Source organism: Mucilaginibacter myungsuensis (genome assembly GCF_015222005.1).
Taxonomy (GTDB): domain Bacteria; phylum Bacteroidota; class Bacteroidia; order Sphingobacteriales; family Sphingobacteriaceae; genus Mucilaginibacter; species Mucilaginibacter myungsuensis.
This window is the reverse complement of sequence record NZ_JADFFL010000005.1, coordinates 260,520-286,843: the sequence shown is the minus strand read 5'-3', so window position 1 is coordinate 286,843 and position 26,324 is coordinate 260,520. Positions and strand designations below refer to the sequence as shown.

Here is a 26,324-nt window from a genome sequence, read left to right as displayed (position 1 = left end):
TCGCATGAACAACGATCTGCTAAGAAATGATCCTTCAGTTCCGGATAAGATGTCGATGGATCTATGCGAATGGAATTACAAGTACCGTTGATCTATTTATCCTCCGTTTACCGTATTCTATATCGTCGGATCCGGGCTTGAAGGTTTTCGCTCAAAACGCTTTTGCACAACTTCTTGTCCCGCCTGTATATTAATTATAATACTGTCTGCACTGACCGCTAACAAAGGTTGGAGCACCTGATCTAAAAATGCAACCGCTAAAGATGCCTCCAACTCGACGACAACCAATGTCTGGTCATCTATGCCTTCGGCCATTTGAACCGGCTCTCGGTTGATTGAAAAAAATGTATCATACATTGCCGGAAGCTGCCGAACCCGTGGCTTGGTTTGGGTCGGTGTAAGCGAGATCCGTATCTGATCCTGTTCTTCATCGAACAATGTTTTAGAATAAAGATAACGGTAATCCTGGTTTACTAAAAAGTAAAGCAGATCGGTGGTCAGCTGGAGTTTCATGACCTCACAGTTATGGCCGGATTTAGATTCGGCCACCTTGACTTCATAGTTTTCTCCTTGCCGGCGTAGAAGAAAAAATGCTGAAATCTGATAACAAGTCTGGCATTTGTTTGTTTTTACTTTGAGCTTATAACATCTGGTACAGTATCGGATGTGTGACAGGGGGGGGCATTATTTAACTCGGTTAACCGATAGGTCAAGGTAGCAACTATCGCAAAGACGATATGGGCCGGAATTCGCTGAAGATAATAATGCGAGTAGTTGATCCATGGTGGTAAAGGGTGCGCTTTAAAGGTTCCCTTCCATATCAGATATCCTAACACGCCACTAACAAGGCCTAAGAGCATCCCGTTTTTAAGCGAGTGTTCGATCTTTTTCGTTTGCCATAACTCCACGTATATTGCGGCGAAGATAAAGCCCATAGCGTAGTGCGCTCCCCAGGCAGAGATCCTTTTGGCATGACCGGACCAGTGTGGAAATAAGCGTTTGATCAGGGTTTCAAGATGCGCCGGCTCTCTAAAGTTTTCACCCAATATTTTTGACATCAGATCACTGGACACGGTCATTGCATTCGTACCCATAAAACCTGTGAGCAATGATTTTGATAGCTGGTCCATAATGATGGTTATAGATTTAAAAAGAGGCCGGATATACCGGCCTCTTGTATAGCAACTAAAACTTATTCTTCAACCTCAGCAGCAGCAGCCTCATTTACATAATTCTCTGCGACCTGGGTTAATAAAGAGTCCGCGTTTTTTTCTTCTGCCAGGGTCTCATCCAGTAAGCCTTGTGCTTCACTGAAACCTAAGGTGCCGGCCAATGTACGCAAGGTACCGTAAGAGGCGATCTCATAATGTTCAACCTTTTGCGCTGCAGAGATAATGGCGACATCACGCACTTCAGTGCCTTTCTCGGTATCTTCGAGCAGTTCTGTAGCTTCAGCTAACAAGCCTTCCATGGCCAGGCATTTTTTAGCCGTGGCTTTTTCACCTACAGAGGCAAACACACTTTCCAAACGCGTGATCTGGTTCTTGGTTTCTTCCAGGTGGGTTGTAATGGTTTGTTTCAGATCTTCAGAGGTCGCGCCCTTGATCAGTTTCGGCAGTGCTGTTGCCAAATGCTTTTCAGCCCAATAAATATCTTTGAGTTCGTCGATGAATAACTCTTTTAAAGCGCTTTCGGCTTCTGGTGTACGACTTGCAGCTGCTGCAGTCGCTTTTTTGTTTGATTTTGTAGGCATAATGGTAGATTAGATTTTGTGTTGTATAAATGCAATTTGTATTCCAAAAAGTGGTATTTCACCTTTGTTCGGATTAATAATATTCTTTATCCGGTCTGCCGCACACTGCGACCGGTGCCCTTGACTTAACTTTTGGACTCGGCCAGTATTTCCAGACCAATAAACTGACTACTGCCAGGCCAAAGAATAGGATATAGATTTTTCGTTTCATGGCGCCGTCAGTGATCTTTCGGCTGTAGCCGCATCTTGCCGGGCAATGATCCGAAAGATCTTGCCGGCCTGTTCATTATAATTCTTAAAAAAATGCTCAACCTGATTCAGGATGCTTTCCGGCAGCTGCGCCAGTTCCTGGATATCAGGGAATAACTGCGATACCTCCGGTATGCCGACGAACCGATCATTACGAACTGTCCGGCCATCGCGCTCGGTTTGTTCTGCCTCAAGAACGCCGATAATACGGCAGTCAATTAAACAGCCCGGAAAAGTCTTTTCCTCCGCTATAATGATGATATCAAGCGGATCACCATCTTCACCCTTTGTGCCGGGTATCATGCCGAAATCAAACGGGAAAACCAATCCCGCTGGCAAAATTTTATTGAGCCTGAAGCGTCCTTCTGTTTCGTCAAAGTCGAATTTTTGGCCTGAGCCTTTCGGACTCTCTACCATCGCCGTAACTATTTTATTTTTTTCCATCTTTCCAGTCAATATGCACTTCGCTGTCACCTGGTAAGATGAATTCGAAGTGGCCATCCTTCGTTTTGGTTCCTTTCCAAGCTTCCCGGTGTCCCTTCAACCTGATATCAAATTCAGGCAGTTTTCCTTTGCCTGTCTTCACGATCATCAGCCTGCTGTTCAGACGTCCATCACCGGCCAGCCTGAAATTCGCCGGACGTTGCTTTTTCGCTGAAAAACCATAGGTCGGATAATCAGTATAGATCATGAACGGCTGCCCGTCGACCTGCATATAGTGCCGCGGCAGGATACCGAAAGCATTGCCTGCGCCGTAAACTTCCTGCCCGACCTGACCTGATCTTTCCCAGCCATCGTGCATATCTTCCAGTGCGATCCATAAACTCGCGTCCACTTCACCGGTTTTGACCTCTTCGGATAGCATTTCTTTAGGGAGCATGGGCGGGTAATAATACACCGCGCGGTCGACCAGGTAACGGATATATTCCGCCAGTAAAAGTCTGAGCGAAGGCAGCATATCTTCCCCTTCAGCATGGCGGAGATAGTCGTGCAAGGCACAAAACACCTCTTCCTCCTCGTAGGCTGCCGTGTAAGGTGCATCGTTCAAAGGGAATAAACGGAAAAAAGACGGGAAGTTCTTCCCGTAGCCATAGTTGCAGTCCCAGAGGCTGGTATTCTGTAGTATATTGGCTATACACAGGTAGCTTATTTCTTTGTACACTTCCCTTCCGGTGACCTTGTATAATCGCAGCATCGCACCGGCAGAGAACGCGGTGTTATTAGCCTGGTAAAAGAGTTCGAATCCCAATCCCTGCAAGCGTAGGGCAGACTTCTCGGCTTCAGCCAGATATCGTTTTTCACCGGTCAATTCCCAGGCTTGGAGCATAATGTGTGAAAACAGGCCGGGCACGTCTTTTTCACCTCCTTTTCCCGGCTGGGTCTCGGCTTTCACGACCTCCAGCGTGTCCATCTTATAAAATACCGGCCAGGTATAGTCAAAATGATGGGCCACCTTTATAGCGAACTCCAGCGAATCGAGGAAGAGTTTTTCAGCAACCTTATCGCCTTTCAACGCCAAACGGGAAAGGTTAAGCAGCGGGTGGTTAAGGTACCAGGAATCCATAACCATGGGTTGCATCTGCTCCTCGACCGCTTCCATTTTATCAGCCATCTTCGGATGCCAGCGCATGATCGTGCCCAGGTCAGCATCATAAAAAGCAGTCAGACCGTCCTTGATCGTTTTCATCATCTCCAGTTCAGCATCTGTCCACTCCACATAATCCAGCAAGGGTAACAAAACGGCCAGTTGTACCATGATCTCCGGCGGAGTTTTATAATCAGAAAGGTAAGCATTCAGATAGTGATTGCCATCTACCTGCGACCAGCAACCAGGACTGGTTTGCAGATCGGTCAAACCCTTTTGCAGGATATCCGGCCAGTGCTTATAACTGGTCTCCGGTTTGGGCAGTGCTAAGTAAATAGCCGCCGTCAGGTCCAGGTACTGACGTATCATGGCCGGTTCGTCGGCCGGAACCTCTTCACTAAAAGCGATCAGGGCGTCGCTCAATACATAGCTTTTTCCTGCTTCTAAAGGCTTGTTCTTTATCGTCGGCGGAAGGGCAAAGCCGATCTCCGGCCATTCGCCGCCTACGGTCTCACCGGCGGAGGTTTCCGTGGCCTGGTTGTAATCTGCCAGCGCTGTCAAATTTTGCAGGTACAGCACGGAACCAGCCTTCGGACGGGTTAAGCTGAAATATAACTGCCCCGAGCGTGTGCCCACCTGTTTGACTTTGATTTCTCCCTCGGCCAAAAGTTCGCTGCCTGCGGCACCCAGAACGACGATATCCCGCGGCCAGTAAGGGAACAACAGCGGCGCGGTTGGCTTTAAGGTAGTTGTCAGGCGCAATACGGGAATAGCTTCCGCATCCGGCAGATCGACAACGCATTCTTGCTCGCCGATCAGCGAACTGATCTTTAAAATGATCTTTCCGTCCTTTTCCGAAAGCTTTTTCAGTTCCAGCCGGTCGTTAGGTGAATAGGCCATTCGGAACGCGATTCGGCTGCCTTTTGGCCAGGCCGCGACCAGCCAGCAGGAATCATGAAGCATATGAACTTTAAAAGAATAGCCCGCCGCCTGTTTTTCAAAGACAATGGGTAGCGCAGGATCATTCAGGTGAGCGTTGGCATTTAAGAGCCATGCTGATGTTGCCTTCATCGTGTGTTCAGTTTAGTTGGTTTAATATTTCGGTAATTGAAAAATGCGCGCCGCAAACGAACTCGTCAGCCGCCCCGTAATAAATGGTCAGCTGATCGCCATTGACGATATGCCCGTTGGTGAAGACCACATAGCCAAAAAAGCCGCTAAGTTCGTAAGGTTCTGTCGGTACCATAATCGGTTCGGTCGTCCGGCCGATCACTTTTGATGGATCGTCCAGGTCCATCAAAAAAGCGCCAAGACAGTACTGGTGTTGTTCGTTGGCACCATGGTAAATTTCCAGCCAGCCCTGCGCAGTTCGGATCGGGGCCGCACCGGCGCCTACACGGGCACTGTCCCACAGGCCCGGCCTTGTTTTGATCAGGCAATGATGATTACCCCATTGCCGGCTGTCGGACGATTCAGCCAGCCAGATATAATTGCCACCGATCTCTTTACTGCTCGGGCGGTGCAGGCAAAAATATTTCCCGTTTATCTTTTCCTCGAAAATGGCGCAATCCTTATTATGCGGCGGCAGGATCATGCCGCCCGGTTCAAAATGCTGCCAGTCTTTTGTTGTTTGTAAGCCGACGCCAACGCCGCTATCGGAAACAGCGGTATAGGTCAGGTAGTACGTATCATCGATCCGGGTCACCCGGCAATCTTCGATACCAAACCGTTCGAGGTAACCGGCGCCAAACAGGGATGCAGAGCTTTGCGGCTCCGTAAAGTGTATGCCATCTTCGCTGGATAACAACCTTAAATGAGATATGGTCGTCAGGTAATCAAGGCCTTTGTAATTGATCACCCTGGCATCTGTCGCGATCAGGTCGGGATCATTCAACGGTACTTCAATGATCTCGGTGTTGCCGGTAGCGTTCAGTGCAGGAAAGAAGATCACACCTTCCTTTTCGGCAACGCCTTCAGCCACCCGTACCAGCAACCATATTTTTTTGTGGTACCGAAACACGCCGGGGTTCAGCAAGCTGATGACCTGCAGGCCCGGACCGCTCGGAGCCAGGTCCTTTGGAAGGAGCAGCGGATTTTCAGGAAATCGTTGTGCAAGGTCACGCATTATTCTCAGGATCAATAGTTGCTAAATTCAGCGTCGCGGGGCCGGTCAGTACCTTACCATCAATATCATAACGTGCACCATGGCAAGGGCAATCCCAGCTTTTCTCTTCACCGTTCCAGTTTACGATACAACCGGCATGCGTGCAGACCGGGCTGAGCGCATGGATCTTACCCGAATCGTCGCGGTAAGCGGCGATCTTTTTTCCGTCTACTTCGACAACCTGCCCGGTTCCGGGCGATAATCGTTTTAATGAATCCGTTTCGTGAATGCCGAACCGGTCGGCTACAAAGTGATAGGCCACATCCGCGTTCTCCTGCACAAAAGCCGTGAAACCGGCAATCGGTTTCAAGCGGGATGGACTGAAGATGTCTGCATATTTATTATCTTTACCTTGCGCCAGGTCGCTCAGGATCTTACCGGCTATACTACCCAGCATCATACCATTGCCATTATAACCGGTAGCACAATAAATGCCTTTGGCAGCTTCGGGCATTTGCCCGATGTAAGGAAAGCCATCCACCGGAACATAATACTGGCTTGACCAGCGGTATTTTACTGATGATACATCATAATTATCCCGTACATATTTCACCAGATCGGCAAATGCCTTTTCCGGCTCGTCATGGCCGGTCTTGTGGTCATTGCCGCCGGCGATGAGCAGCTTTTCACCATCGACCACATGCGTCCGAAAATAATGATAAGGCTCCTGCATATCGTAAACCAAAGCATCCGGATAGGTATCGCCTTTTAACTTTACCGCCAGTACATAACTGCGATAGGGTGCGCAACGCAGGCTATAAGAATTGATACCCGGAGGAATATGTGTTGCATAGATCACTTGCCTGGCCTTGATTGCGCCTTGTGGTATCTCCGCGATATGCAGCTCATTTTCGGTTATTAGCGTTTCAATTTTGGCGTTAGCCAAAAGGATGCCGCCGGCTTCCAAATATTCTTCTAGTAAAGCTTGCAGATATTTGATCGGGTGAAACTGCGCCTGATCGGGGAATTCCAGTGCCGCCTGATAAGGTACCGCTGCAGGCGCCTGATCAACATAGTAAGCCGGAACCCCAACCGCTTTTGCGCCATCAAATATGTCAGCCAGTTGTTTGGCCTGCTTTTCGTCCTCGGCATACACATAACCTGTCTTGGTCTCAAAGTCGCAATCAATCTGGTAAGCGCTAATATTGGCTTTGAGCAGTCCGGCCCCTTCGTTGACGGCGTCAGCAAATAGCTGTGCGCCTTCTTTTCCAAAAGCACTCTCTGCTTCTTTGTAAGTGGTGTCTGCGAAGGTATTGATGTGCGCACTGGTGCCGCCGGTAGTTCCAAAACCAAGGCAGTGGGCCTCGGCGATGATCACTTTTTTTCCCGCGTTCTGTAAAAGCAAGGCGGCGGTCAGACCCGTAATGCCTGCTCCAATGATGAGGCAGTCATAAATGGTGTCTGTCGAAAAACCAGATGATCCTGCTAAATTTCCGGTGAGCTGATCTTGCCAGGGGCTGTCATGAGCGCCATCGCGGCCAGTACTTGATCTTTTATGCGTTGTCATAGATATAGGTGATGTTTGAATGTGTTATAAATGTGTATCCCTGATATTTGAAACCTCATTCGTAATGATCTCTGCCGCCGCGTTGACCGTTTGGTGAATGATCTCTTCGCATGGCCCTTCAAAGACTTGCCTATAACTGATCAGCCTTCCTTCGATCATGGCGGAGATAAACATCGTGCCGACCGGTTTATCAGCGGTCTCACTGCCGCCCGGGCCGGTAAGTCCGGTTACGGCAACCTGAATATCCGATGGGATCAAGGTGCCTAAGCGCCGTGCCAGTTCGTCGGTCACTTCCTGCGACTCCGGCGTAAATGTTTTAATGAGTTCATGTGGCACCTGCAACAGGTCTTCTTTTAACTGGGCATCATAACAAACGATGCCGCCCTTTAATACCTGACCTGACTCAGGCGCCAGCGCGAATTCGGAACACAGCCAGCCCGCTGTAGCGCTTTCAACAAAAGCGATCGTCAGCCCATTATTGGCCAAAAACTTACTGCATGTCAGGATCTTTTCTTCAGCCATGATCATTAAATTATTTTCCAGTTTCCATGTGCGGTGCGTCTACTGGTTTAGATTCCGGCGAACCTTTTTGCCGCAGGAAAATAGTTAGTACAACGATCGATAGAACGGATAGGAATTCACTTTGCCAGTTCTGGAAGGTCTCGAACCAGAAGTTCGGTTCGCCTAAATAGGTGAACAAGCCCTGAAGAGCTTTCCCTTGCAGCTGTTGCTTGTCATTATGATCGATCCAGCTGCCACAGAGGTGTAAGCCCCAGCTCACCAAGAACAGCAGTATAAAAACGATAGATAAGGAATGGCTGTAAAGTTTTAATATCCAGCCGCCTTTCTTGACAGGCCCTGGAGCATCTGCGGAGGCAATTGGTTCGCGATCTACTTCTTCTGCCTCGTCCAGGCTTTTGGATTCGGCGGAACCCTGTTGACGTAAACCGATGGTAAGAATGACATATAAAGCCATTTGCAAAAATTCACTCTGGAAATTCTCGAAAGTCGAGGAAATGAAGTGACCTGTAGAAAGATAAGCGGAAAAAGCTAAAGCCGTGGCGTTTTCATCCTGAAGTTCCTGATTATGCTCTTTCCAGCCTGTTAGCGCTTGTGCGATCAGGGTGATCAGGAATAGTAATAAAAACACAAGGCTTAAGCCATTGCGGTAAACAAATCCTGACTTTTTCATAGGCTATAAGGTTATGGATGATAACCTTCTTACCACCAAAATGTTTTTAAATTAATTAGAACGATAATTATTTTAAACAGATGTTATGGTAAGACGGATAATTTTTCAACCACCATCGACCCGTATATAGATGCTCGATCACTTTTGATAACTCTTCGGATGTCAAACTTAGCTTACTGTTGGCTGTTTAAGTAATAAAGAATCCGGTTTTTAAAGTTAACGAATCCGTAGTAATCTGATCTGATCGATCTCTATGTTGAAGAGTACAGTCTAATTACAAAGAAGGTCATATCATATAGCCGACAGGAACCCGCGTAATGCGTTGATCATCTTATCTTATTTAATTACCGCTTATCTTTTGTAACTGACCATCGTTTTTCGACCACTTTGGCTTTGCGGAATGCAGAGCGGAATTCATCCGAGTTCTTAAAGGTAAGCTGCGGGATCAGCCGGGTTTCAAAGTAGACGTCAAAACTATCGCTCTCAAATGGCCAAGGTTTAACAGTGAGCAGTCCTTCATCGATCTGTAATAGCCTGTAATCCTTTTTATCAGGACCTTCACTTATCTCTACGGATCTTGCTTCCGGTTGATTTTCATGCTGACAAAGCAAAAGAGAAAGCGCGTCACACCATTCCATAAGCCGGTAATCCCCCTCTGCTTCTTTGATCGTGAGACCTAAATCCTTACGCAACTGTCGCCTGAGCTCTTTCTGATCGTTCAAAAAGATACTGGCTTTTTTATCCCGCGAGCGATCTTTAGAATAAACAAAATCCAGGTGCATGGATGACAACAAGCCGATATAGCGGCTTTTACTTAAAGCAAAATTCATCGTTTGTGTACAATGCCGTTCTTCGAACGCTTTCATTTTAAAATCTACCGGCCCGCCCTGCGCGGTAAGAAGGTTATCACGTTCCAGCTCTACCTGTGCATCATCATGCTCCGCGATCGCCAGTAAGGTCTCCGTCCAGCGTTCCGTACGAATGCTATGCTTCCAATTTGCTGCGATCTCCGCAGCGAGTAATCCATGTGCACGCTGGGTGATCACTTCCCAGCCGTTTTCGGTATAATTTACGATCATGTTTTTTGGGTTTGGTCTGCCAGTTCGATCCATACCGGCGCATGGTCGCTGGAATGTTCCCAGCCACGAACATCTTTGTCAACGCCGGCCGAAAGAAGTCTGTTTTTCAGTGTGTCATCCAATAAAAAATGATCCAACCGAAGTCCGGCATTTCTTCCAAACGCATTGCGCAGGTAATCCCAAAAAGTATAGACCCGTTCTTGCGGATATAAATACCGGATGGCATCCGTTAAACCCAATTTGAGCAATGTCCGCCAGAGCTTTCTTGCCTCCGGACGAAACAGTGCATTTTCGACATATTTTTCGGGTTTATAGGTGTCCAGTTCGGTTGGCATGATGTTATAGTCTCCGATCAGTGCGAACGGGAGGCCAAAGCCCTGTAATTTCTTTGCATGGGCGATCAGCCTTTTTATCCATTTCAATTTATAGTCGAATTTCGGTCCCGGGAATGGATTGCCGTTCGGTAAATAGAGGCACCCGATCACGATACCGTTAATATATGCTTCGATATATCGGCTATGGGTATCATCCGGGTCGCCGTCCAAGCCGCGACGGGTCTCCTGGATATCGCCAAAACGGGATAGAATAGCTATTCCGTTCCAGCTTTTCTGGCCCTGCCAGATCGCGTGGTAACGCTTGTCTAGCAAGACACGCTCGGGAAATTTATGGTCTTCCGTTTTTAGTTCCTGTAAGCAAACGACATCCGGCTTTGCTTCAGCAAGCCAGCCCAGCAGATTTTCAATCCGCCCGTTGATGCCGTTAATGTTATAGGTCGCGATCTTCACGCCTGAACTAATCTTTGATCACCGCGTCGGTTGCCAACTTCGCCGCCTTTTTGGGAATGATCGTCTTTTTATCAATGACCTCGGCTGCCTTATCACTTAAGCCTTCCTGGAAACGGCGGCTGATCTGACTACGATATTGTGCGCCTTTGCCGGTCAGGAACAACCAGCCCAGACCAATGCCTGCTGTAATGCCGACCGCGATACCGACGAACAGACGGGTAAGATCTTCTTTTTTCAATGACTGTTTCATATCAACCTAACAGGTTTGCAGTATTAATGTTCCGAAGGAATATCAGGTTCAGTAAGGGTCTCAATAACTACAGCCAGATAAGCCTGTTCAGCAACGCTTAATACCTGACCCTGGAAATGCTGGACAACGCCGTTCTCGGAAATGAATTTACCCAGGTAGTCCGGATTCTCCTCATCAGTAAGTTCATCAGCCTTGCCGGCACGCTCGGCGGGCTCCGTGAACAAGTGGGTCTCGTCGCCTTTGATCGCTTTATAGATCTTAAAGACACCGGTCGGCTGTAATTTATCATCGGCATCCCTTTCCAGGATCGGTTCAATGATGACGTAACGGTCACTGCCATCGGCTTGCGGAATAGTGGTCTGTACAGGGTTGATCATCAGGCTCCCTTCTTTGTTTTTAAACTGCTCATCAGCTGATCATAAAGATCGTCGCCTTTGGCCGCTTTCGGTTTTAATTTTTTGATCGTCGGACGTTTGCCTTTTGCTTTCTGCTCGATGATATTCATAAGCTCTGTATGATATTCATCCTTGTACTTAGAAAGATCAAGCGGCTCGGCATACTGATCGATCAGTGCCAGGCCCATTTTCAGTTCCTTTTCGCTGACTTTAATCTTATCGTCCAGTTTCAGGTCTTCCTGGTCACGGATCTGCTGCGCAAAACGTATACGGGTTACCATGATCACCTTTTCGACCGGGTGTACGATACATAAGCTTTCGGTGCTGCGTAAAACGAACCGAGCCAGTCCGGCCTTCCCTGATCTTTTCAGGGCTTCCAGCAGCAAAGCGTAAGCTTTATTGTTTTTGGTCGCAGGTTCGGTGTAGTAAGAGGTCTCGTAAAACATGGGGTTGACCGAAACGACATCGACAAAACTCTCGATCTCGATCACCTTGCTCTTCTCCGGTGCCGCAGCTTCAAAGTCGGCGTCTTCGATGATCACATAATCTTCATCATACTTATAACCCTTGACGATCTTATCATAGGGCACTTCCTTTTTCGTATTCTCATTGACACGTTGAAATTTGATATGCGCATGGTCACGGCTGTCCAGCATGTCAAGGTCAAGCCGGGTTTCCTGAACAGCGGAAAATAATTTAATAGGTATACTCACCAGGCCAAAACCGATGGAGCCGGTCCAAATGCTTCTCATATCTTTAGTTTTCTGATATTGCCATTAACACCATGCGGGTGATGCGCCTCGATCTTGTCGGCCAGCAAATGAAGGATCTCTTCATCTATTCCGCCAGGATTCTGGCAGATATGTAAAAAATCGTGATCGTCCGGCGAAAAGCTCGCCACATACGAGCCGTCCTCGTAGACGCGGAACTTGCATTTACCATCTTCGTGATGGGCATATTCCCCTACCTCGAAATGATGTTCTTGCTTATCCACGGTAATGGTGATCGGGTAATTATCCATGAACATACAACTGTCCGATCGCCTCATTGTTTCATAACTCAAACACGATAAGGTGCCTTAATATGATAGAAACCTCTGTATCTATCAAAGATGTTTGCCGAACCGCAATAGCTTAATTGTACAAATGAATATGAAATAGACAATGACCCGCAAGCTTAGTTAGATGCGGTACAGAAAACCCGATGGGCTGCGGGTAAAATTCCGAGCACGCTTTTAATGTCTGTATCAGTATTATTTTATTCTTCATGTACATTTAGATTTTTTTGACGGAAAACTTCACGGGTGATCAATTTACAGTTAGCCGCCAGCTCATCCAAACGGCAGGATTTCGTCTGCACTTTTGCCGGCAGCGGTCCGTCCGCTTCTATCAGGTCAATATGCAGTACGTCCAACTCGTTCAGCACGTTATTACCCTGCAAACTATCAAACAATGCTACCGCATTCGGCCGATCATCGCCGATACCAAATTCACCGAAAACTTCAAAACAGTTCGGCGTTTTCAAACTGAGCAATAAAGTGAATCGATCTTTCATAATCAATTAATACCATTAACCCTAAAAGGCCCCGCATGCAGGGCCTTTTAAATCAACTTATATAGTTAAAGATTATTTGATCTCGATCTGGCGGCGCACAACTTTTGCTTCCTCACGTTTGGCAATGTCGATCTTCAACACACCATCTGTGTAACTCGCTTCGATCCTTTCGGTATCCGCGCTTTCAGGGAGGGTAAATGAACGCACCCACGATGCATAACTGAATTCGCACTTGCTGTAATTCTTGTGCTGATCGTTGTTTCCAGTGCGTTGCTCCACAGAAATATTCAGCACATTACGGTCCAGGTTCAATCTGAAATCTTCTTTTTTTAAACCAGGCGCAGCGAGCTCTATATGGAAGTGATCTTCAGTTTCGCTGATGTTGGCCGCAGGAACCCGGCAGGTCAGGCGGTCATTGAAAAATGTATCGGAGAAAATGGAATCAAATACATCATTAAAGCTTGGCAGTAATGAAGCGTTGTTACGATTGTCGGAATTAAATTTAACCAGTGTCATAGGTCTGTCCTCCTTAATTGAATAATGATTAAAACTTATAATTAATTAAACTAATTTCCTCATTTCAAGCTCCGTGCCAATCGACGTACACCTTAACGAAGCTGTAAATTTTACAGCCAAAGTGAAAAATTTACAGCGTCCTCATGACAATTTTTCAATAAAAAGGATCTATGAAGGAATTTCGATAGCATTTTCGATCCATAATATGTTTAAATAAGTGATCAGTAACCCGAATTCGTCCAGAGTGCCAGCATATCTTCTTTTCCAAAACACGCCTGCTAATTATTGGGGCGGGCATCAGTTCAATCTAACGCTGCCTTTTTTTGGGCAGTATGTTCTTCCAGGATGTTGATGGCCTCCTCATTCCCCTGCTGGGCAGCCAGGTCAAATACCGTTAGACCACGACTATCGGCAAGTGCCGCATTGGCACCATGTTTTAATAATAAGCTCAGCAAGTCATTCCGGCCGAACATTGCCGCAAACATGAGCGCCGTACCGCCGTTCCCGTGCTGCCGATCAAGGTCGGCACAATGATCGATCAGGAGTTCTGCAATATCTGCGTACCCTTTAAATGCCGCGCCCATCAGCGCCGTGTTACCGCCGAAGTCGGCAGCGTCCACGTCGGCACCCTGTTCGATCAACCATTTGGCTGCAGTCAGCTGGTGGTTGTAAGAGGCTATGATCAGCGGTGTATAGCCTTTTTCGTCCCGCAGGTTAATATTCTCCGCCGTAACCAGCGCCTTCAATTGTTGAAGATCGCCGATCCGGGCGGCGTTGATCAGAGGTATAATGATGTTATCCATAGGTTGAAACGTAAAATGCCCCGGCAAGCCGGGGCGTTAGTAAATTATGCCGGGATCAAACGCGGCTTTTCTCTTTCCCAGAAACGGTGCTGCGCGATCATTTTTACAAATAAGTCCGCAAACTTGGTGCTGCCGTCGCCCACCAATAGTCCTTCAGAAAGTACGCTTTCCTCTTTATAATCCGGTGGTAGCTTTTTGCTGAAATAGGTCGCTTCCAATACCTGCATGGCATCCTCATGCGCCGCGATGGCTTTGCAATGCTTGAACGCCTCATTTAAAAAATGTACCGCATTCGCTTCTGCCTCCAGCGAAGCTACCGCGTTGCTGCCACCGGCTACATAGACCGCATCGAACAATACTGAAGCGGCGGTCAAAAAGCTTTGGTCAACTTCGATCTGCGTATCATCGGCGGCGGTCAGGAAACCACCACGGGGAGCAATAACTTCCACCACCGCGCCTTCAGCGGTCAATTTATCTTTTACATTAGTAATTGTTGCCGCATTGGCACCATCGGCAGCAAGGATAGCAATCTTACGGCTTTCGATGCTATCTTTAACAGTATTCGCCATACTGAGGGCTTCAGATTTCTTTAATGAACCATCCACCTGTACGGATGCATAATCGACCGGGTCACCGTCGGCCGGAATACTTTGATTGGTCGGCAGATCGGTTGGTAAATGCAGGCCCAACCCATACGCTACCTGTGTAGCCAGGCCTTTATCAATCTGCGCCAAGATGCCCAGCATGCGTTCACGGATGGCGACCGTTTTTACCTTGCCCAGTTCGAAGGTCAAAGCATCTACGATATGGTTTTTCTCCGGGTCGGACTGGCTGTTAAAGAACAACCGCGCCTGGCTGAAGTGGTCAAAGAAACTTTTATTTCTTAAACGCTCTTTACGGGCTTCGATGCGTTCACGATAACTCACAAAACCACCTTCAGCCTCCTTGACCTGCTGCGGGTCGTTATTGCCTAAGGAGTTCGGGCTATAACTGGTTTTTCCTTTATTGATAGTTTGGCGCATAAACCCATCGCGCTGGTTATTATAAACCGGCACGATAGGCCGGTTGATCGGGATCTCCTGGAAGTTCGGCCCGCCCAAACGGGTCAGTTGCGTATCCGTATAAGAGAACAAACGACCTTGCAATAAAGGATCATTGCTGAAATCGATACCTGGTACGATGTGTCCCAGGTGAAAAGCGATCTGCTCCGTCTCCGCGAAGAAATTGTCCGGGTTGCGGTTCAGGGTCAATTTACCGACACGTTGCACCGGCACCAATTCTTCCGGAACCAGTTTGGTGGGATCGAGCAGGTCGAATTCATATTTAAATTCGTCTTCTTCCGGGATGATCTGCAAACCCAGTTCCCATTCCGGGAAAGCGCCGCTCTCAATAGCGTCCCAGAGGTCGCGGCGGTGAAAGTCAGGGTCTTTACCCGAAATATTCTGCGCTTCGTCCCAGGCCACCGAGTGTACGCCTAACAACGGCTTCCAGTGGAATTTCACGAAGCTGGCCTTGCCTTCGGCATTGATCAAACGGAAAGTATGTACCCCGAAACCTTCCATCATCCGGTAACTGCGTGGCAAAGCACGGTCGCTCATGGCCCACATCACCATATGCGCCGATTCGGGCATCAGGGAGATAAAATCCCAGAAAGTATCATGCGCTGAGGCGGCCTGCGGGATCTCGTTATCGGGTTCGGGTTTCACCGCGTGGATCAGGTCGGGGAATTTGATAGCATCCTGGATAAAGAAGACAGGCATGTTGTTGCCCACCAAATCAAAATTACCTTCAGGCGTGTAAAACCGCACCGCGAAACCCCGGACATCGCGCGCCAGGTCACTGGAACCACGTGAACCGGCCACTGTAGAAAAACGCACAAAGACAGGCGTCTCGCGTTTCGGGTCATTTAAAAATCCGGCCTTGGTATATTCCTCCAATGGTTCGTAAACCTGGAAAACGCCATGCGCGCCCGAACCACGGGCATGCACCACCCGTTCCGGGATCCGTTCATGGTCAAAGTGCGTGATCTTTTCCCGTAGGATAAAATCTTCTAAAAGCGTCGGGCCGCGGTCACCCGCTTTCAGCGAGTTCTGGTCATCATTGATGGGCAGGCCGGTATTGGTATTCATGTGCTCACCAGCACCATCGGCCGTATGTGCTGCCAGTTGTGTGGTCTTATCATTTTCGGGTTGGCCGACCAATTGTTTATCGATCACGCCTTCGGTACCCATTTTAGGTGACGGTTTTTTATTGCTCATCTGCTGCTTGGTAATTAATGTCACTTTCGGCTACATCGGTCAGTTTCTGATCGGCCGCTTTTTCTTCGGTCAGCGTCTGGTAAAGGAGTTCGGCCACTTCATCCAAACCAAGGGTTTGGGCCAGCTGGGTCAGGCCGCCATAGGTGGCGATCTCATAGTGCTCTACCTTTTGCGAAGCCAGTATAATGCCCACGTCCCGCGTGGCGGTACCTGGTTCGGTACTTTCGATAATTCCTTCGCCTTCTTTGGCCAGGCCTTCCATGGCGTCGCATTTCTGTGCCTGCACTTTTTCGCCCAGCAGTTCAAAGACCTGCTCCAATCGGCTGACATGGGTTTTAGTCTCTTCCAAATGGCTTTCGATAGCGGCGACAAGCGTTTTGGAGGTGGCGGCCTTTTGCATTTTCGGAAGGGTTTTTACGAGGTGGTTCTCCGCCCAGTAAATGTCTTTGATCCCATCGGTAAATAATTCCAGTAAAGCCGGTTCGGCTTTAGGCGATGTTTTGGTGCTGAATTTCGGTTCCCCGGTTTCTTTAGGCATAGTATTTTATGATCTTGAGGTATATGTAAATCGGAATAATTCGCGTGGGCTTGGCAGAATGGAGCGGCTACTTCTTTTTAAACCACTAATGGGAATATTTGTTCCAGGGTCTAAAAAATATTTAATTATTATACGAATGTTTTTAATTAAAACGAAACGTCATTGGAGGGCCATTAATAGAAGCGTTCACTGGTCTATATTTTTCCAAAGTGACGGGTTGGTGCGGACGTCACTGAGAAATTCAATGATCTCCTGCGCTTCGCCGGCTTCCAACTCCAACGCCCCGTCCGCCGTGTAGCTGAAAAGCTTATCCGGCATTTCAAAAGTGATAAACCCAAAATAGTTAGGGTCATCGATCTTTTCCAGATGAAGCGTGCTTTCTTTGCTGCGCGAGAGTAACGGATCGCCCATCCCCGTGTCTTTGTAGATACTATATGTATGGGTGATAATAGTATGTCCGTTCAGATGCGCCAGGGTATCAGGGACTATCATTAAGGAAAGCTGACGCTGCAGCTGAAAAAATAAAGTTGTCATCGCTTCGGGTTAATAGCTGCCCAAAGCTCAATGCCCCGAGTAACGGTTGAGCTGATATAACTGCTATCAGGCTGATATGTTTCGATCTTTATCGATCGGAATTGGGACAAGGTGGTTATTTAAACCGACGGAAAAAAAGCAGGCTCCCCGCCGCTATGCCGACCAGCAAAGCGCCAGCGATATATTTACGGTGCGCCTTCGGTGCTCCCGGCAACCCAAAACCGCCGTGTGTACTCATGCCATAATCTACGGTTGTAAATACATTGCCATCACTTAGTGGAATAGGATCAGCTGAATTCAAATAACGGCGCATTACAAAACCAGTAGCCTTGGTCATCAGTTCCGGAAAGACTGCGTGGCCAAATTTCAATAATAAAGAAACACTCCCCACATAAGTATTGGCGGACGGGCCTTGTGCTACCTTCACCATCGTCTGCGCCAGTCGCGCCGGATCGTAGACCGGCGGCGCGGGTTTCAATAGTTTTCCGGTATGGTTACCCGCATGCTGGATACCCGGTGTGTCCAAAAAAGCCGGGAACAGGTCGCACACGTAGATCTCCGGGAACTCCGTTAATTCAGCTTTAAGCGCTTCCGACCAGCCGCGCAAACCGAATTTGGCCGCGGTGTAACCCGCACCATAGGGCACCGGCAGGAAGCCGCCTATAGAAATGTTATTGATCAGTATACCCCGGCCTTGCTCCTTAAAGAACGGAAGCACGGCATGCGCGCCATTCATATAACCCAACAGATTGGTTTTGATCACTTGCTCGTGCACCGCCATCGGCATTTTATCAAAGTCACCGGCAGCCAGTACACCGGCATTATTGACCCAGACATCTATCCGGTCCTGCCAGTCTATTGCCGCGTTCGCCAAATTGATCATTGATCTGCTTTCACTGGTATCGGTCACCACCACCAGCGCCTGCGCCCCAAGGCTCTCACATTCGGCTTTGACTTCGTTCAGGGCAGCCTCGTTCCGCGCCGCCAGCACCAGATTACAGCCTTGTTTAGCGAATTCTAAAGCGGCTGCTCGGCCTGCGCCGCTCGATGCGCCGGTGATCACAATCGTGCTTCCCGGCAGGTGGTTGATCTTACTCATGAATCTACTACAAAATCCCGGCATGCTGTGTTTGCTATTTTAAATATTATTAAACAAATAATTTTACTTAAAGTTAAACAGATACATCAATCATCACATCTATCTTATGAAAGCAGCAGTATTTCACAAACCCGGCGATATTCGCTATGACACGGTAGAAGATCCGCGTTTATTACAGGATTCCGACGTGATCCTAAAAGTCACTTCGACCGCCATCTGCGGTTCCGACCTGCATATTTTAAGCGGCGGTGTGCCACAACCCAAACCCATGGTCATGGGTCATGAATTCATGGGTATCGTCGAAGAAGTAGGCAAAGGCGTTAAGAACCTGAAAAAAGGCGACCGCGTGGTCGTGCCTTTCCCGATCTCCTGCGGGCATTGTTTTTTCTGCCAGCACGACGCTTCTCCCGCCTGCGAGAACTCGAACTATAAACATTATGGACCTAACGGTGATATGGCCGACCAAAAAGGCGCAGCCCTGTTCGGTTACACCGATCTGTACGGGGGGTATTCCGGGGGGCAGGCAGAATATGTACGCGTTCCTTACGCCGACATCAGCCCGCGCATCGTTCCGGATAACATGAGCGATGAACAGGTACTCTTCCTGACCGATATATTTCCTACCGGCTGGTCCGCTATTGACTGGGCGCAACTGAAAGGCGGTGAGGTGGTGGCCATATTCGGTTCCGGCCCGGTTGGCCTGATGGCGCAGAAAGCCGCCTGGATCAACGGTGCCAGCCGCGTCATTGCTATCGATCCGCTCAACTACCGCCTTGACAAAGCCCGCGCGGTCAACAAAGTCGAGACCCTGAATCCCAATGAAGTGGATGTGGTAGAAGCCATCCGGGAAATGACCGGTGGCCGCGGCGCCGATGTTTGCGTGGAAGCGGTCGGCTTCGAGCCGGAACGCAATATCGTGGACAAAGCGAAAGCACTGATAAATTTCGAGGTCGGCAGCATGAAAGTGCTTGATCTGGCCTTCAGAGCTGTACGCCGTATGGGTACTGTATCTATTATGGGCGTTTATGGCTCCACCTATGATAACTTCCCGCTGCACCGGCTATTCGACAAGGGCATTACCCTTAAAATGGGCCAGGCCCCGGTGCTGAACTATATCGATCACCTGATCGAACTGGTGAAAACCGAAAAGGTTGTGCTGGACGACATCATTACCCACACTTTGCCGCTCAGCGAAGTGACACATGGTTACGAGATCTTTGATAAAAAGCAGGAGGATTGCGTTAAAGTGGTATTGAAACCTTGGGAGCAAAGAAAAGAAACCGAAAACACCGAACCTGTAAAGATCGAGAATTAATGGAAAATCAAAAAACAGCACTGATCACCGGCGGTACCAGCGGTATCGGTAAAGAACTGGCGAAACTGTTCGCCAGAGACAATTATAACCTGATCATCGTAGCGCGCGACCAAACCGAACTGGACAGCACTAAAGCCGAGTTGGAAACATCAGGCGTCAGCGTACAAACGATTGCGAAAGACCTGTCCGACATGGAACAGGCCAAGGCTTTGTGCAGCGAAGTTACCCAGCGCGTTGATGTACTGGTGAACGACGCCGGCATGGGTGTTTACGGCTTATTCAAAGACAATGAACTGGAACGCGAGCTCGGCATCATCCATCTGAACATCTGTGCAACCGTTATCCTGACCAAGCATTTCGTAAGACAAATGGCCGACCGGGGCGAAGGCAAGATCCTTAACCTTGGGTCGGTAGCCGGTAAATTGCCCGGCCCGTGGCAAGCCGTCTACCATGCTACCAAAGCTTTTGTGCTTTCCTTTACAACCGCTATCCGCGAAGAACTGAAAGATTCCGGCATCACTATCACCGCTCTGCTGCCAGGTGCTACTGATACTGACTTCTTTAACAAAGCCGGTATGCAGGACAGCAAGATCGTGCAGGATAAGGAGGCCCTATCAGATCCGGCTGACGTAGCGAAGGACGGTTATGACGCGCTGATGGCCGGTGCCGATCGTATGATCTCTGGATTTAAGAACAAAGTGGAAGTAAACGTGAGCAGCCTGATCCCGGATAGCAATGTCGCTCATACGATGTACGAACAGCAAAAACCTGTAGAACAAAAGTAATTACGCCATGGCAAAAGCACCCGCAAAACAAAACCGGCAGCCGGGCATCGAAGCGAAGATGGATCCGGCTCCGGAATATATCAGGAGCAGTTATCAAGGTTCTCACAAACTTAAAGATAAAGTGGCGCTCATTACCGGCGGTGATTCAGGTATCGGTCGTGCTGTCAGCGTTCACTTCGCACGGGAAGGCGCTGATGTGGCGATCGTTTATCTTAACGAAGATATTGACGCTAAGGCTACCAAAGAAATGGTCGAGGCGGAAGGACGCCAATGCCTGCTCATTAAAGGCGATGTTAAAAAAGCTGCTTTTTGTAAAAAAGCGATCCAAAGCACCGTTGCCAATCTGGGTAAACTGAATATTCTGGTCAACAACGCCGGCATGCAACTACCGCAAAAAGACCCTAAGTCCATTGATGAAAAACAGCTGGAGGATACTTTCCGGACCAATATCTTTGCCTACTTCCATTTTGCCAACGAGGCGCTGGAGCACATGCACGAAGGTGACTGTATCATCAATACGACCTCGGTTACCGCTTACCGTTCCTCACCGAACCTGATCGACTATTCTTCTACTAAGGGCGCTATCACCAGCTTTACCCGATCTCTTGCGACGAATCTGACGGAAAAGAAAATAAGGGTGAATGCGGTAGCACCCGGGCCGGTCTGGACGCCACTGATCGTTGCCACTTTTGATGAGGAAAAGATCAGATCGTTTGGCAGCGAGACCGCGATGAAACGAGCCGGCCAGCCATCAGAACTCGGCCCGGCCTATGTTTTCCTGGCTTCGGACGACGCGTCTTTTATCACTGGTCAGGTCATTCACGTTAATGGCGGCGAAGTTGTCAATGGTTAAAAAAAAACAATAACAGAAAACAACAATACTATGGCTAAATATTCAGAAAAGGCAGAGGACAAGGTCCACCAGGCTTTACACGAAGAAAAAGAGGGCACGCTCAAAAGCGGCAGCGGTAAAAAAGTTACCAGTAAAAAACAAGCCATCGCTATCGGACTTTCCGAAGCCCGAAAAGAAGGCGCTAAAGCACCAAAAAAGAAAAACTGAGATGGATGAAAAAAATAAAATGAGTCGGCGCCAAATGGTCGCCGGCCTTGGCACCACGCTGGCGGCAGCAGCTGTTGCACCGGCCTTTGGTGCCGTAAATGATAAAACTATGGAAAACGTAGCATTGGAAGACCCGACCACCAAATACCCCAGGCCACCTTTTCAGGAGCAAAAGCAGGAATGGCCGGGATTGGCCGGCAAAATGACACCGAAACCCGATCATGGTGAGACAAGCTACAAGGGGTCGGGAAGACTGAAAGGTCGTAAGGCACTCATCACTGGTGGTGATTCCGGTATGGGCCGCGCTGCTGCCATCGCCTACGCACGTGAAGGCGCGGATGTAGCCATTAATTATTATCCGACGGAAGAGGCAGATGCGCAGGAAGTGATCGCATTAATTAAAAAGGAAGGCGTCAAAGCTATCGCCATTCCCGGCGACCTGCGCGACGAGGCTTTTTGTAAAAAATTGGTAGACGAAGCCGTTAAACAATTAGGCGGGCTGGACATCCTGGTGAACAACGCAGCCAGGCAGCAAACACAGAAGTCTATCCTGGACATTACCAGTGAAGCGTTTGACGCGACCATTAAAACAAATATATACGCACCCTTCTGGACTACTAAAGCAGCATTGCCACACTTGAAACCGGGTTCGGTGATCATCGGTACGACGTCCGAACAGGCTACTGATCCATCAGGCGATCTGTATGATTACGCGCAAACCAAAGCCGCAACCACTAATTATGTGAAATCGCTGGCAAAACAGTTAGGGCCAAAAGGTATTCGGGTGAATGGTGTAGCGCCTGGCCCGATCTGGACACCGTTGCAGGTAAGCGGCGGGGCGACCATGGAAAAGCTTAAAGAATTCGGCGGACAGACCGCTTTGGCTCGTCCAGGACAACCCGTAGAACTCGCCTCCATTTATGTACAATTAGCAGCAAGCGATGCGAGCTTTTCAACCGGACAGATATACGGCGCCAACGGCGGCGGGAAAGCTTGATTTAATTGAGCAGAATATGATGTTAACTATAATCGAATGCCCAGCCACGAGTTGGGCATTCACGTTAGTAGCGATATAGCCACAGCTGAAATAATGATAAAAGAACCACATCACTTATTGTCGTAATGTTACTGCAAGAGGGGCGTTAGCTTATATATTTTCATAACCATCAAAATATTGTCTTTATCATCTTATCTGCACCGTTGATTAGATCGGCGACTTCATTTTGTTCAGGTTCGCGTTTTTTATTCTGGACGCAAAGCTGGTAAAGTTCAGCAAGCAACCCGATGTGCCGGTATTCTGGGAAACCAATGACCTCATATTTCTTGAGAGCTTCATTCATGTCTGCAATCGTCTTCCGGCTAATTTTGAGTTGCCTGCGCTCACAAACGTGTTCAAGGTGTTTTTCCAAAACGATCCCAGCAACGATCCCTGCCGGACGGTATAATTTGCCTTTTGCTAACAAAGCCGCTTTTTCCAATTCCGCATCTAATAGTTCCGCCTGGATCTCACGCCGGATATCAAGTAATGAACTTTCGAGGGTGTTCAAGATCGCTCCGACGATATGAAATTGTTGTTCAAATGCCGGGATGGCGGCATCCGGTCCTGCAACCACTTTTTTATCGAAACCAGTGGTCACAACGGTATCGCTCAAATAATCTTCGATCACATAATTTTCTTTAGTGATCTCTTTGCGAACCTTGGGCTTTTCATATAAACGGATAAAGTCATTATAGCGCAAAGGCAAAAGGATCTTGATCAAAGGAAGAGCTTCACTATACCATGTTTGGTACGAAGCACTGAATACCGGTAATCCTTTCTTAAATTCCTGATAGTTTTTTTTAAGTACTTGTGTGAAATGCTCTTCCATCTGCTTAGGGAATTGTTCATCTCTTATTGCATTTAGCAAACTTACTCCCTGGACATGAAGGCGCTTCACATCTGCCTTTATCCGCTCAAAATTGTATTTCATTCAGGCGCGAAATTAAATGTAATCCGGAATTATAGAAAATAGGAAGACATTTTAGATGGATCTCTGCGATAGCCGGCGAATTGATCATTCATCATAGTGGATATTACTGACCTTAAGTTATACCGACATCATCAGATGACCTATGGTCAGGTCCATTCAGATCTTTGCCTGATAAGCCCATCCAAGCTGCATTTTAACGTTTCATTTATTTAGATGCTTTTGATCAATATGCCGATGAGAGCCGCAGCAGCAATGACATAAGGCTCCTGGATTTTCTTTACGTAGATGAGTGCCGGTCCAGTTGTCACGGCTATAAGCGCTGTTGGTATATCGATGATAGAACGCGTGGCAATAATGATCACTGATCCCACTAACGCGCCGATCACCGCTGCTGTAATACCATCTACAAACGCCTTGATACTGGTGTTCTTCGCGATCTTTTTAAAATACGGTGCCAGGACAACGGTAAACAGAAAACAAGGCAGGAAAGTGGCCAGTGCGGCAACCGCTGCACCGGGAAAGCCGTTCACCAGATAACCAATAAAGCCTACGGTGATCACTACCGGGCCTGGTGTGATCATGGCCACCGCCACAGCATCCACAAATTGGTTTTCCGTGAGCCAGTGATGATCGTTCACTACGCCTGCGTGCAAAAAGGGAACGATCGCCAGGCCGCTGCCAAACACAAAAGTACCGGCTTTCAAAAAGAACAAGCCGATCTCGGTGAGGGTGTCTCTGGAGTAGTTCCAGAAACCGATGCCGGCCAGCATTACGGCTGGTAAAGTTGCCGGCTTTTTTAGCCAGGCCGGTGGCGCTTTCACCACCATGTAGATCAGCCCGCAGCCGATAAAAAGTAAGACCTGTTCCTGCTGGGTGATAATGGTAATTGTGATCGCCACGAGGTAGAAAAACCATAAAAGCCAACTGGCCTTTATCGCTGCGATATTAAGTTTGCCGACTGATTTAAGCGTGAGCTTATAAGCACTGATGGCAATGATGCCGATCACCGCCGCACCCACACCGTAAAATACATCGCGCATCCAACTGAGGCCACTGTAGAGTTGATAGATCATGCCAAGTAAAACAACCATGATAAGAGATGGCAACACAAAGGCGAGCCCCGTAAAGGTAGCACCAAGCAAACCGTAATGTACATATCCGATGTAGATACCCAATTGCGCCGCCAGCGGACCCGGCGCTAACTGTGCCAGCGCCAGTCCCTCTTTATATTCTTCTTCGGTCAGCCACTTCTTTTGTTCCACCAGGTCACGGTGCATATAGCCAACCAGCGCTACGGGGCCGCCAAAGCCCCAGGTGCCCAGCTTCAAAAAGTAAAGGGTAATGTCTTTCAGGGAATACTGCTTTGCTGCCATGATCAAAATGCGATGCCGAATTGAAATCCAATGGTGAATGAGGTAGGTTTGTCATTGCCGAAACGCACTGGCAAGGGCACGGCGGCAAACAGGCTGCTGTTTTTGCCTTTGATCACCGTCTTATTCAGTACAGGTGTTACACCGTACCTGCCGGAAGTTTCAAAAGCGGCACGTCCCGCAAATGTCCAGCCCTTTCCCAAAGCAACTAATATGCCCGGATGGAAAGTAAAGTTGGCCATTTTGCTGGTGCCGTTTTCGGCCCTGACCGAGGGCACAAACTCCGCCGAAAAACCGATCCTTTGACTCTTCCAGATGTTGATACCGACTGGCATGCCTGCTACATAGTGATCGCCGAAATTGGTGTCCGTACCGGTGCTGCTGAAGGTGAGAATGGGATGCAGGATGCCGACATAGCCGGCAATTTTCGGATAGATCTGTGAAGGCGCAGTTTGCGAATAGCTGCTGATCGTTGTTATGAGTAACAGGACTGCGAGTGATATTTTTTTCATAAGATAACCTTACATTTTTTACATGCAAGATTATCCAGGATCGGATCAGCAAAATTGTATTTATTTAACTACTGGTCTAATTTTTACTTTTTGAGTGATTTTTTGTAGGTCGACGGCCTTTCACCGGTGAACTTTTTAAAGATCCGGTTGAAATGGCTTTGGTCGGAAAAGCCGGTCAGGTAACCGATCTCGGTCAGGCTGTGGTTAGTTTTCTTGATCAGGTCACATGCCTTTTCGATGCGGGCCTTACGCATATAGTCACCAAAACTCAGGTTGTCAAAATATTTGGAGAACTCCCTGGACAGGTACGCCGGATTGATCTCCAGTTCTTCGGACGCTTGCTGTAAATTCAGAAATATATTCGTATCTAATTGATCCTGGATCATCTCTCTCAATGTCTCGGCCCACTCGGGCGCTTTCTTACCTTTCTCCTGTTTAAGATACTGATGGTACACCCGCAATAATAACTCCTCTACAGGCCCGTCCTGCGCATGTTTCTTCTTAAACAAATGCGTAGCCCAACTGTACAGACCGTCATAAATGACCATACCCAATTTTAACAATTCCTGGTCGTCTTTGATATTATAAGCCAATCCGGAAAAGATCGCTTCTAATCCCGCAGCCTGCGATGCAAAATCATGACGGTCCGTATCCGCACCGCGCACGATGGCCGCAATACGGAAAAGCGCTGGGTCTTTCAGCTGGTGCTTTTTAATGATGTAATCAAAGGTACACTGGTCATCGTAGTGACTGTACTCTACATCGGGCAGGTCAAAAGGGATGGCGCCCGTTCTTTCTGCTTCCGTTAACACATCCGTATAAGGCACGTAAATGATCTCGCCATCAGGGTCGACAAAGCGTTTGAGCAACCAGGGACAGGCGATCCGGTCAATTTTGGGGCGTTCACGGGTGATCCATTTCATGCTCAAATGTACTTAACCTGCCTGAAGTTAGCCCCTATAAGCAGAATTTAGCATACGATCTTGAGTAATAAGGACCATTCTTGATAAGAATATAGCAAAGTGATCGAACCGCTTTGAAAGACAAATTA

At 48.2% G+C, this 26,324-nt stretch carries 31 protein-coding genes; 5 read left to right on the top strand and 26 right to left on the bottom strand.

Features of this window, described 5'->3' with window-relative positions; all coding sequences use genetic code 11:
* Positions 1-117 precede the first annotated feature (117 nt).
* The 22 genes from IRJ16_RS14935 to IRJ16_RS14830 form a co-directional block, all read right to left on the bottom strand.
* Positions 118-513: a hypothetical protein gene (locus tag IRJ16_RS14935; protein ID WP_194112404.1), complete on the bottom strand. Its 396-nt coding sequence runs from the start codon at positions 511-513 to the stop codon at positions 118-120.
* A 116-nt stretch (positions 514-629) separates the two neighbouring features.
* On the bottom strand, positions 630-1,130 hold the full coding sequence (locus IRJ16_RS14930; protein ID WP_194112403.1) for a hypothetical protein: 501 nt from the start codon (positions 1,128-1,130) through the stop codon (positions 630-632).
* A 62-nt stretch (positions 1,131-1,192) separates the two neighbouring features.
* Positions 1,193-1,753: a YciE/YciF ferroxidase family protein gene (locus IRJ16_RS14925; RefSeq protein ID WP_194112402.1), complete on the bottom strand. Its 561-nt coding sequence runs from the start codon at positions 1,751-1,753 to the stop codon at positions 1,193-1,195.
* A 207-nt stretch (positions 1,754-1,960) separates the two neighbouring features.
* Positions 1,961-2,446, bottom strand: a complete 486-nt coding sequence (locus IRJ16_RS14920) for an inorganic diphosphatase (RefSeq protein WP_194112401.1) — start codon at positions 2,444-2,446, stop codon at positions 1,961-1,963.
* On the bottom strand, positions 2,433-4,658 hold the full coding sequence (locus tag IRJ16_RS14915) for a hypothetical protein (protein WP_194112400.1): 2,226 nt from the start codon (positions 4,656-4,658) through the stop codon (positions 2,433-2,435). The genes IRJ16_RS14920 and IRJ16_RS14915 overlap by 14 nt, the downstream gene beginning before the upstream one ends.
* Before the next feature lie 7 nt (positions 4,659-4,665).
* On the bottom strand, positions 4,666-5,712 hold the full coding sequence (locus tag IRJ16_RS14910; RefSeq protein ID WP_194112399.1) for a glycoside hydrolase family 130 protein: 1,047 nt from the start codon (positions 5,710-5,712) through the stop codon (positions 4,666-4,668).
* Positions 5,705-7,258, bottom strand: a complete 1,554-nt coding sequence (locus IRJ16_RS14905; protein WP_194112398.1) for an FAD-dependent oxidoreductase — start codon at positions 7,256-7,258, stop codon at positions 5,705-5,707. The genes IRJ16_RS14910 and IRJ16_RS14905 overlap by 8 nt, the downstream gene beginning before the upstream one ends.
* A 24-nt stretch (positions 7,259-7,282) precedes the next feature.
* Positions 7,283-7,780, bottom strand: coding sequence for a CinA family protein (locus tag IRJ16_RS14900; protein ID WP_194112397.1), 498 nt, complete (start codon positions 7,778-7,780; stop codon positions 7,283-7,285).
* A 10-nt stretch (positions 7,781-7,790) separates the two neighbouring features.
* A complete protein-coding gene (locus IRJ16_RS14895; RefSeq protein ID WP_194112396.1) occupies positions 7,791-8,450 on the bottom strand; it encodes a DUF6766 family protein in 660 nt (219 codons plus the stop codon).
* A gap of 344 nt (positions 8,451-8,794) precedes the next feature.
* A complete protein-coding gene (locus IRJ16_RS14890) occupies positions 8,795-9,529 on the bottom strand; it encodes a DUF3891 family protein (protein WP_194112395.1) in 735 nt (244 codons plus the stop codon).
* The gene (gene xth, locus IRJ16_RS14885; protein WP_194112394.1) at positions 9,526-10,314 is read right to left on the bottom strand and encodes an exodeoxyribonuclease III; all 789 of its coding nucleotides are present in this window, start codon (positions 10,312-10,314) and stop codon (positions 9,526-9,528) included. The genes IRJ16_RS14890 and xth overlap by 4 nt, the downstream gene beginning before the upstream one ends.
* A 7-nt stretch (positions 10,315-10,321) precedes the next feature.
* Positions 10,322-10,564 carry a hypothetical protein gene (locus IRJ16_RS14880; RefSeq protein ID WP_194112393.1) on the bottom strand — a complete coding sequence of 81 codons (243 nt, stop codon included), beginning with the start codon at positions 10,562-10,564 and terminating at the stop codon, positions 10,322-10,324.
* Between the two features lie 23 nt (positions 10,565-10,587).
* Positions 10,588-10,941 carry a hypothetical protein gene (locus tag IRJ16_RS14875; RefSeq protein WP_194112392.1) on the bottom strand — a complete coding sequence of 118 codons (354 nt, stop codon included), beginning with the start codon at positions 10,939-10,941 and terminating at the stop codon, positions 10,588-10,590.
* On the bottom strand, positions 10,941-11,711 hold the full coding sequence (ku, locus tag IRJ16_RS14870) for a non-homologous end joining protein Ku (RefSeq protein WP_194112391.1): 771 nt from the start codon (positions 11,709-11,711) through the stop codon (positions 10,941-10,943). Before ku ends, IRJ16_RS14875 begins: the two co-directional genes overlap by 1 nt.
* Complete coding sequence (locus IRJ16_RS14865) at positions 11,708-12,007, bottom strand: hypothetical protein (protein WP_228080182.1); 300 nt, start codon at positions 12,005-12,007, stop codon at positions 11,708-11,710. The genes ku and IRJ16_RS14865 overlap by 4 nt, the downstream gene beginning before the upstream one ends.
* Before the next feature lie 209 nt (positions 12,008-12,216).
* A complete protein-coding gene (locus IRJ16_RS14860; RefSeq protein WP_194112390.1) occupies positions 12,217-12,513 on the bottom strand; it encodes a hypothetical protein in 297 nt (98 codons plus the stop codon).
* A 72-nt stretch (positions 12,514-12,585) separates the two neighbouring features.
* Positions 12,586-13,029 (bottom strand): Hsp20/alpha crystallin family protein, encoded by a 444-nt coding sequence (locus IRJ16_RS14855; RefSeq protein ID WP_194112389.1) that lies wholly within the window; start codon positions 13,027-13,029, stop codon positions 12,586-12,588.
* A gap of 302 nt (positions 13,030-13,331) precedes the next feature.
* On the bottom strand, positions 13,332-13,859 hold the full coding sequence (locus tag IRJ16_RS14850) for an ankyrin repeat domain-containing protein (protein ID WP_317174009.1): 528 nt from the start codon (positions 13,857-13,859) through the stop codon (positions 13,332-13,334).
* A 17-nt stretch (positions 13,860-13,876) separates the two neighbouring features.
* A complete protein-coding gene (locus IRJ16_RS14845; protein ID WP_194112388.1) occupies positions 13,877-16,090 on the bottom strand; it encodes a catalase in 2,214 nt (737 codons plus the stop codon).
* Positions 16,080-16,628, bottom strand: a complete 549-nt coding sequence (locus IRJ16_RS14840; protein WP_194112387.1) for a YciE/YciF ferroxidase family protein — start codon at positions 16,626-16,628, stop codon at positions 16,080-16,082. Before IRJ16_RS14840 ends, IRJ16_RS14845 begins: the two co-directional genes overlap by 11 nt.
* Positions 16,629-16,814: 186 nt before the next feature.
* Positions 16,815-17,162 carry a hypothetical protein gene (locus tag IRJ16_RS14835; RefSeq protein ID WP_194112386.1) on the bottom strand — a complete coding sequence of 116 codons (348 nt, stop codon included), beginning with the start codon at positions 17,160-17,162 and terminating at the stop codon, positions 16,815-16,817.
* A 115-nt stretch (positions 17,163-17,277) separates the two neighbouring features.
* Complete coding sequence (locus IRJ16_RS14830; RefSeq protein WP_194112385.1) at positions 17,278-18,261, bottom strand: SDR family oxidoreductase; 984 nt, start codon at positions 18,259-18,261, stop codon at positions 17,278-17,280.
* A gap of 106 nt (positions 18,262-18,367) precedes the next feature.
* Between IRJ16_RS14830 and IRJ16_RS14825 the strand changes: the two genes are divergently transcribed.
* Genes IRJ16_RS14825 through IRJ16_RS14805 form a run of 5 tightly spaced genes read left to right on the top strand, consistent with a single transcriptional unit; the run spans position 18,368 to position 22,418 of the window.
* On the top strand, positions 18,368-19,576 hold the full coding sequence (locus IRJ16_RS14825) for a zinc-dependent alcohol dehydrogenase (protein ID WP_194112384.1): 1,209 nt from the start codon (positions 18,368-18,370) through the stop codon (positions 19,574-19,576).
* Positions 19,576-20,361 (top strand): SDR family NAD(P)-dependent oxidoreductase, encoded by a 786-nt coding sequence (locus IRJ16_RS14820; RefSeq protein WP_194112383.1) that lies wholly within the window; start codon positions 19,576-19,578, stop codon positions 20,359-20,361. Before IRJ16_RS14825 ends, IRJ16_RS14820 begins: the two co-directional genes overlap by 1 nt.
* A 7-nt stretch (positions 20,362-20,368) precedes the next feature.
* Complete coding sequence (locus IRJ16_RS14815) at positions 20,369-21,214, top strand: SDR family oxidoreductase (RefSeq protein ID WP_194112382.1); 846 nt, start codon at positions 20,369-20,371, stop codon at positions 21,212-21,214.
* A 30-nt stretch (positions 21,215-21,244) separates the two neighbouring features.
* Entirely contained in the window at positions 21,245-21,421 is a 177-nt protein-coding gene (locus IRJ16_RS14810; protein WP_194112381.1) for a DUF6496 domain-containing protein, read from the top strand.
* A gap of 1 nt (position 21,422) precedes the next feature.
* Complete coding sequence (locus IRJ16_RS14805; RefSeq protein ID WP_194112380.1) at positions 21,423-22,418, top strand: SDR family oxidoreductase; 996 nt, start codon at positions 21,423-21,425, stop codon at positions 22,416-22,418.
* A gap of 169 nt (positions 22,419-22,587) precedes the next feature.
* On the opposite strand, the gene IRJ16_RS14800 is transcribed toward IRJ16_RS14805, so the two are convergent.
* The 4 genes from IRJ16_RS14800 to IRJ16_RS14785 form a co-directional block, all read right to left on the bottom strand.
* A complete protein-coding gene (locus IRJ16_RS14800) occupies positions 22,588-23,391 on the bottom strand; it encodes a hypothetical protein (RefSeq protein ID WP_228080180.1) in 804 nt (267 codons plus the stop codon).
* A gap of 209 nt (positions 23,392-23,600) precedes the next feature.
* Positions 23,601-24,764 carry a chromate transporter gene (locus tag IRJ16_RS14795; protein ID WP_194112379.1) on the bottom strand — a complete coding sequence of 388 codons (1,164 nt, stop codon included), beginning with the start codon at positions 24,762-24,764 and terminating at the stop codon, positions 23,601-23,603.
* A 2-nt stretch (positions 24,765-24,766) separates the two neighbouring features.
* Positions 24,767-25,273 carry a hypothetical protein gene (locus IRJ16_RS14790; RefSeq protein ID WP_194112378.1) on the bottom strand — a complete coding sequence of 169 codons (507 nt, stop codon included), beginning with the start codon at positions 25,271-25,273 and terminating at the stop codon, positions 24,767-24,769.
* An 83-nt stretch (positions 25,274-25,356) separates the two neighbouring features.
* A complete protein-coding gene (locus tag IRJ16_RS14785; protein ID WP_194112377.1) occupies positions 25,357-26,196 on the bottom strand; it encodes a chromate resistance protein ChrB domain-containing protein in 840 nt (279 codons plus the stop codon).
* Positions 26,197-26,324: the final 128 nt, after the last annotated feature.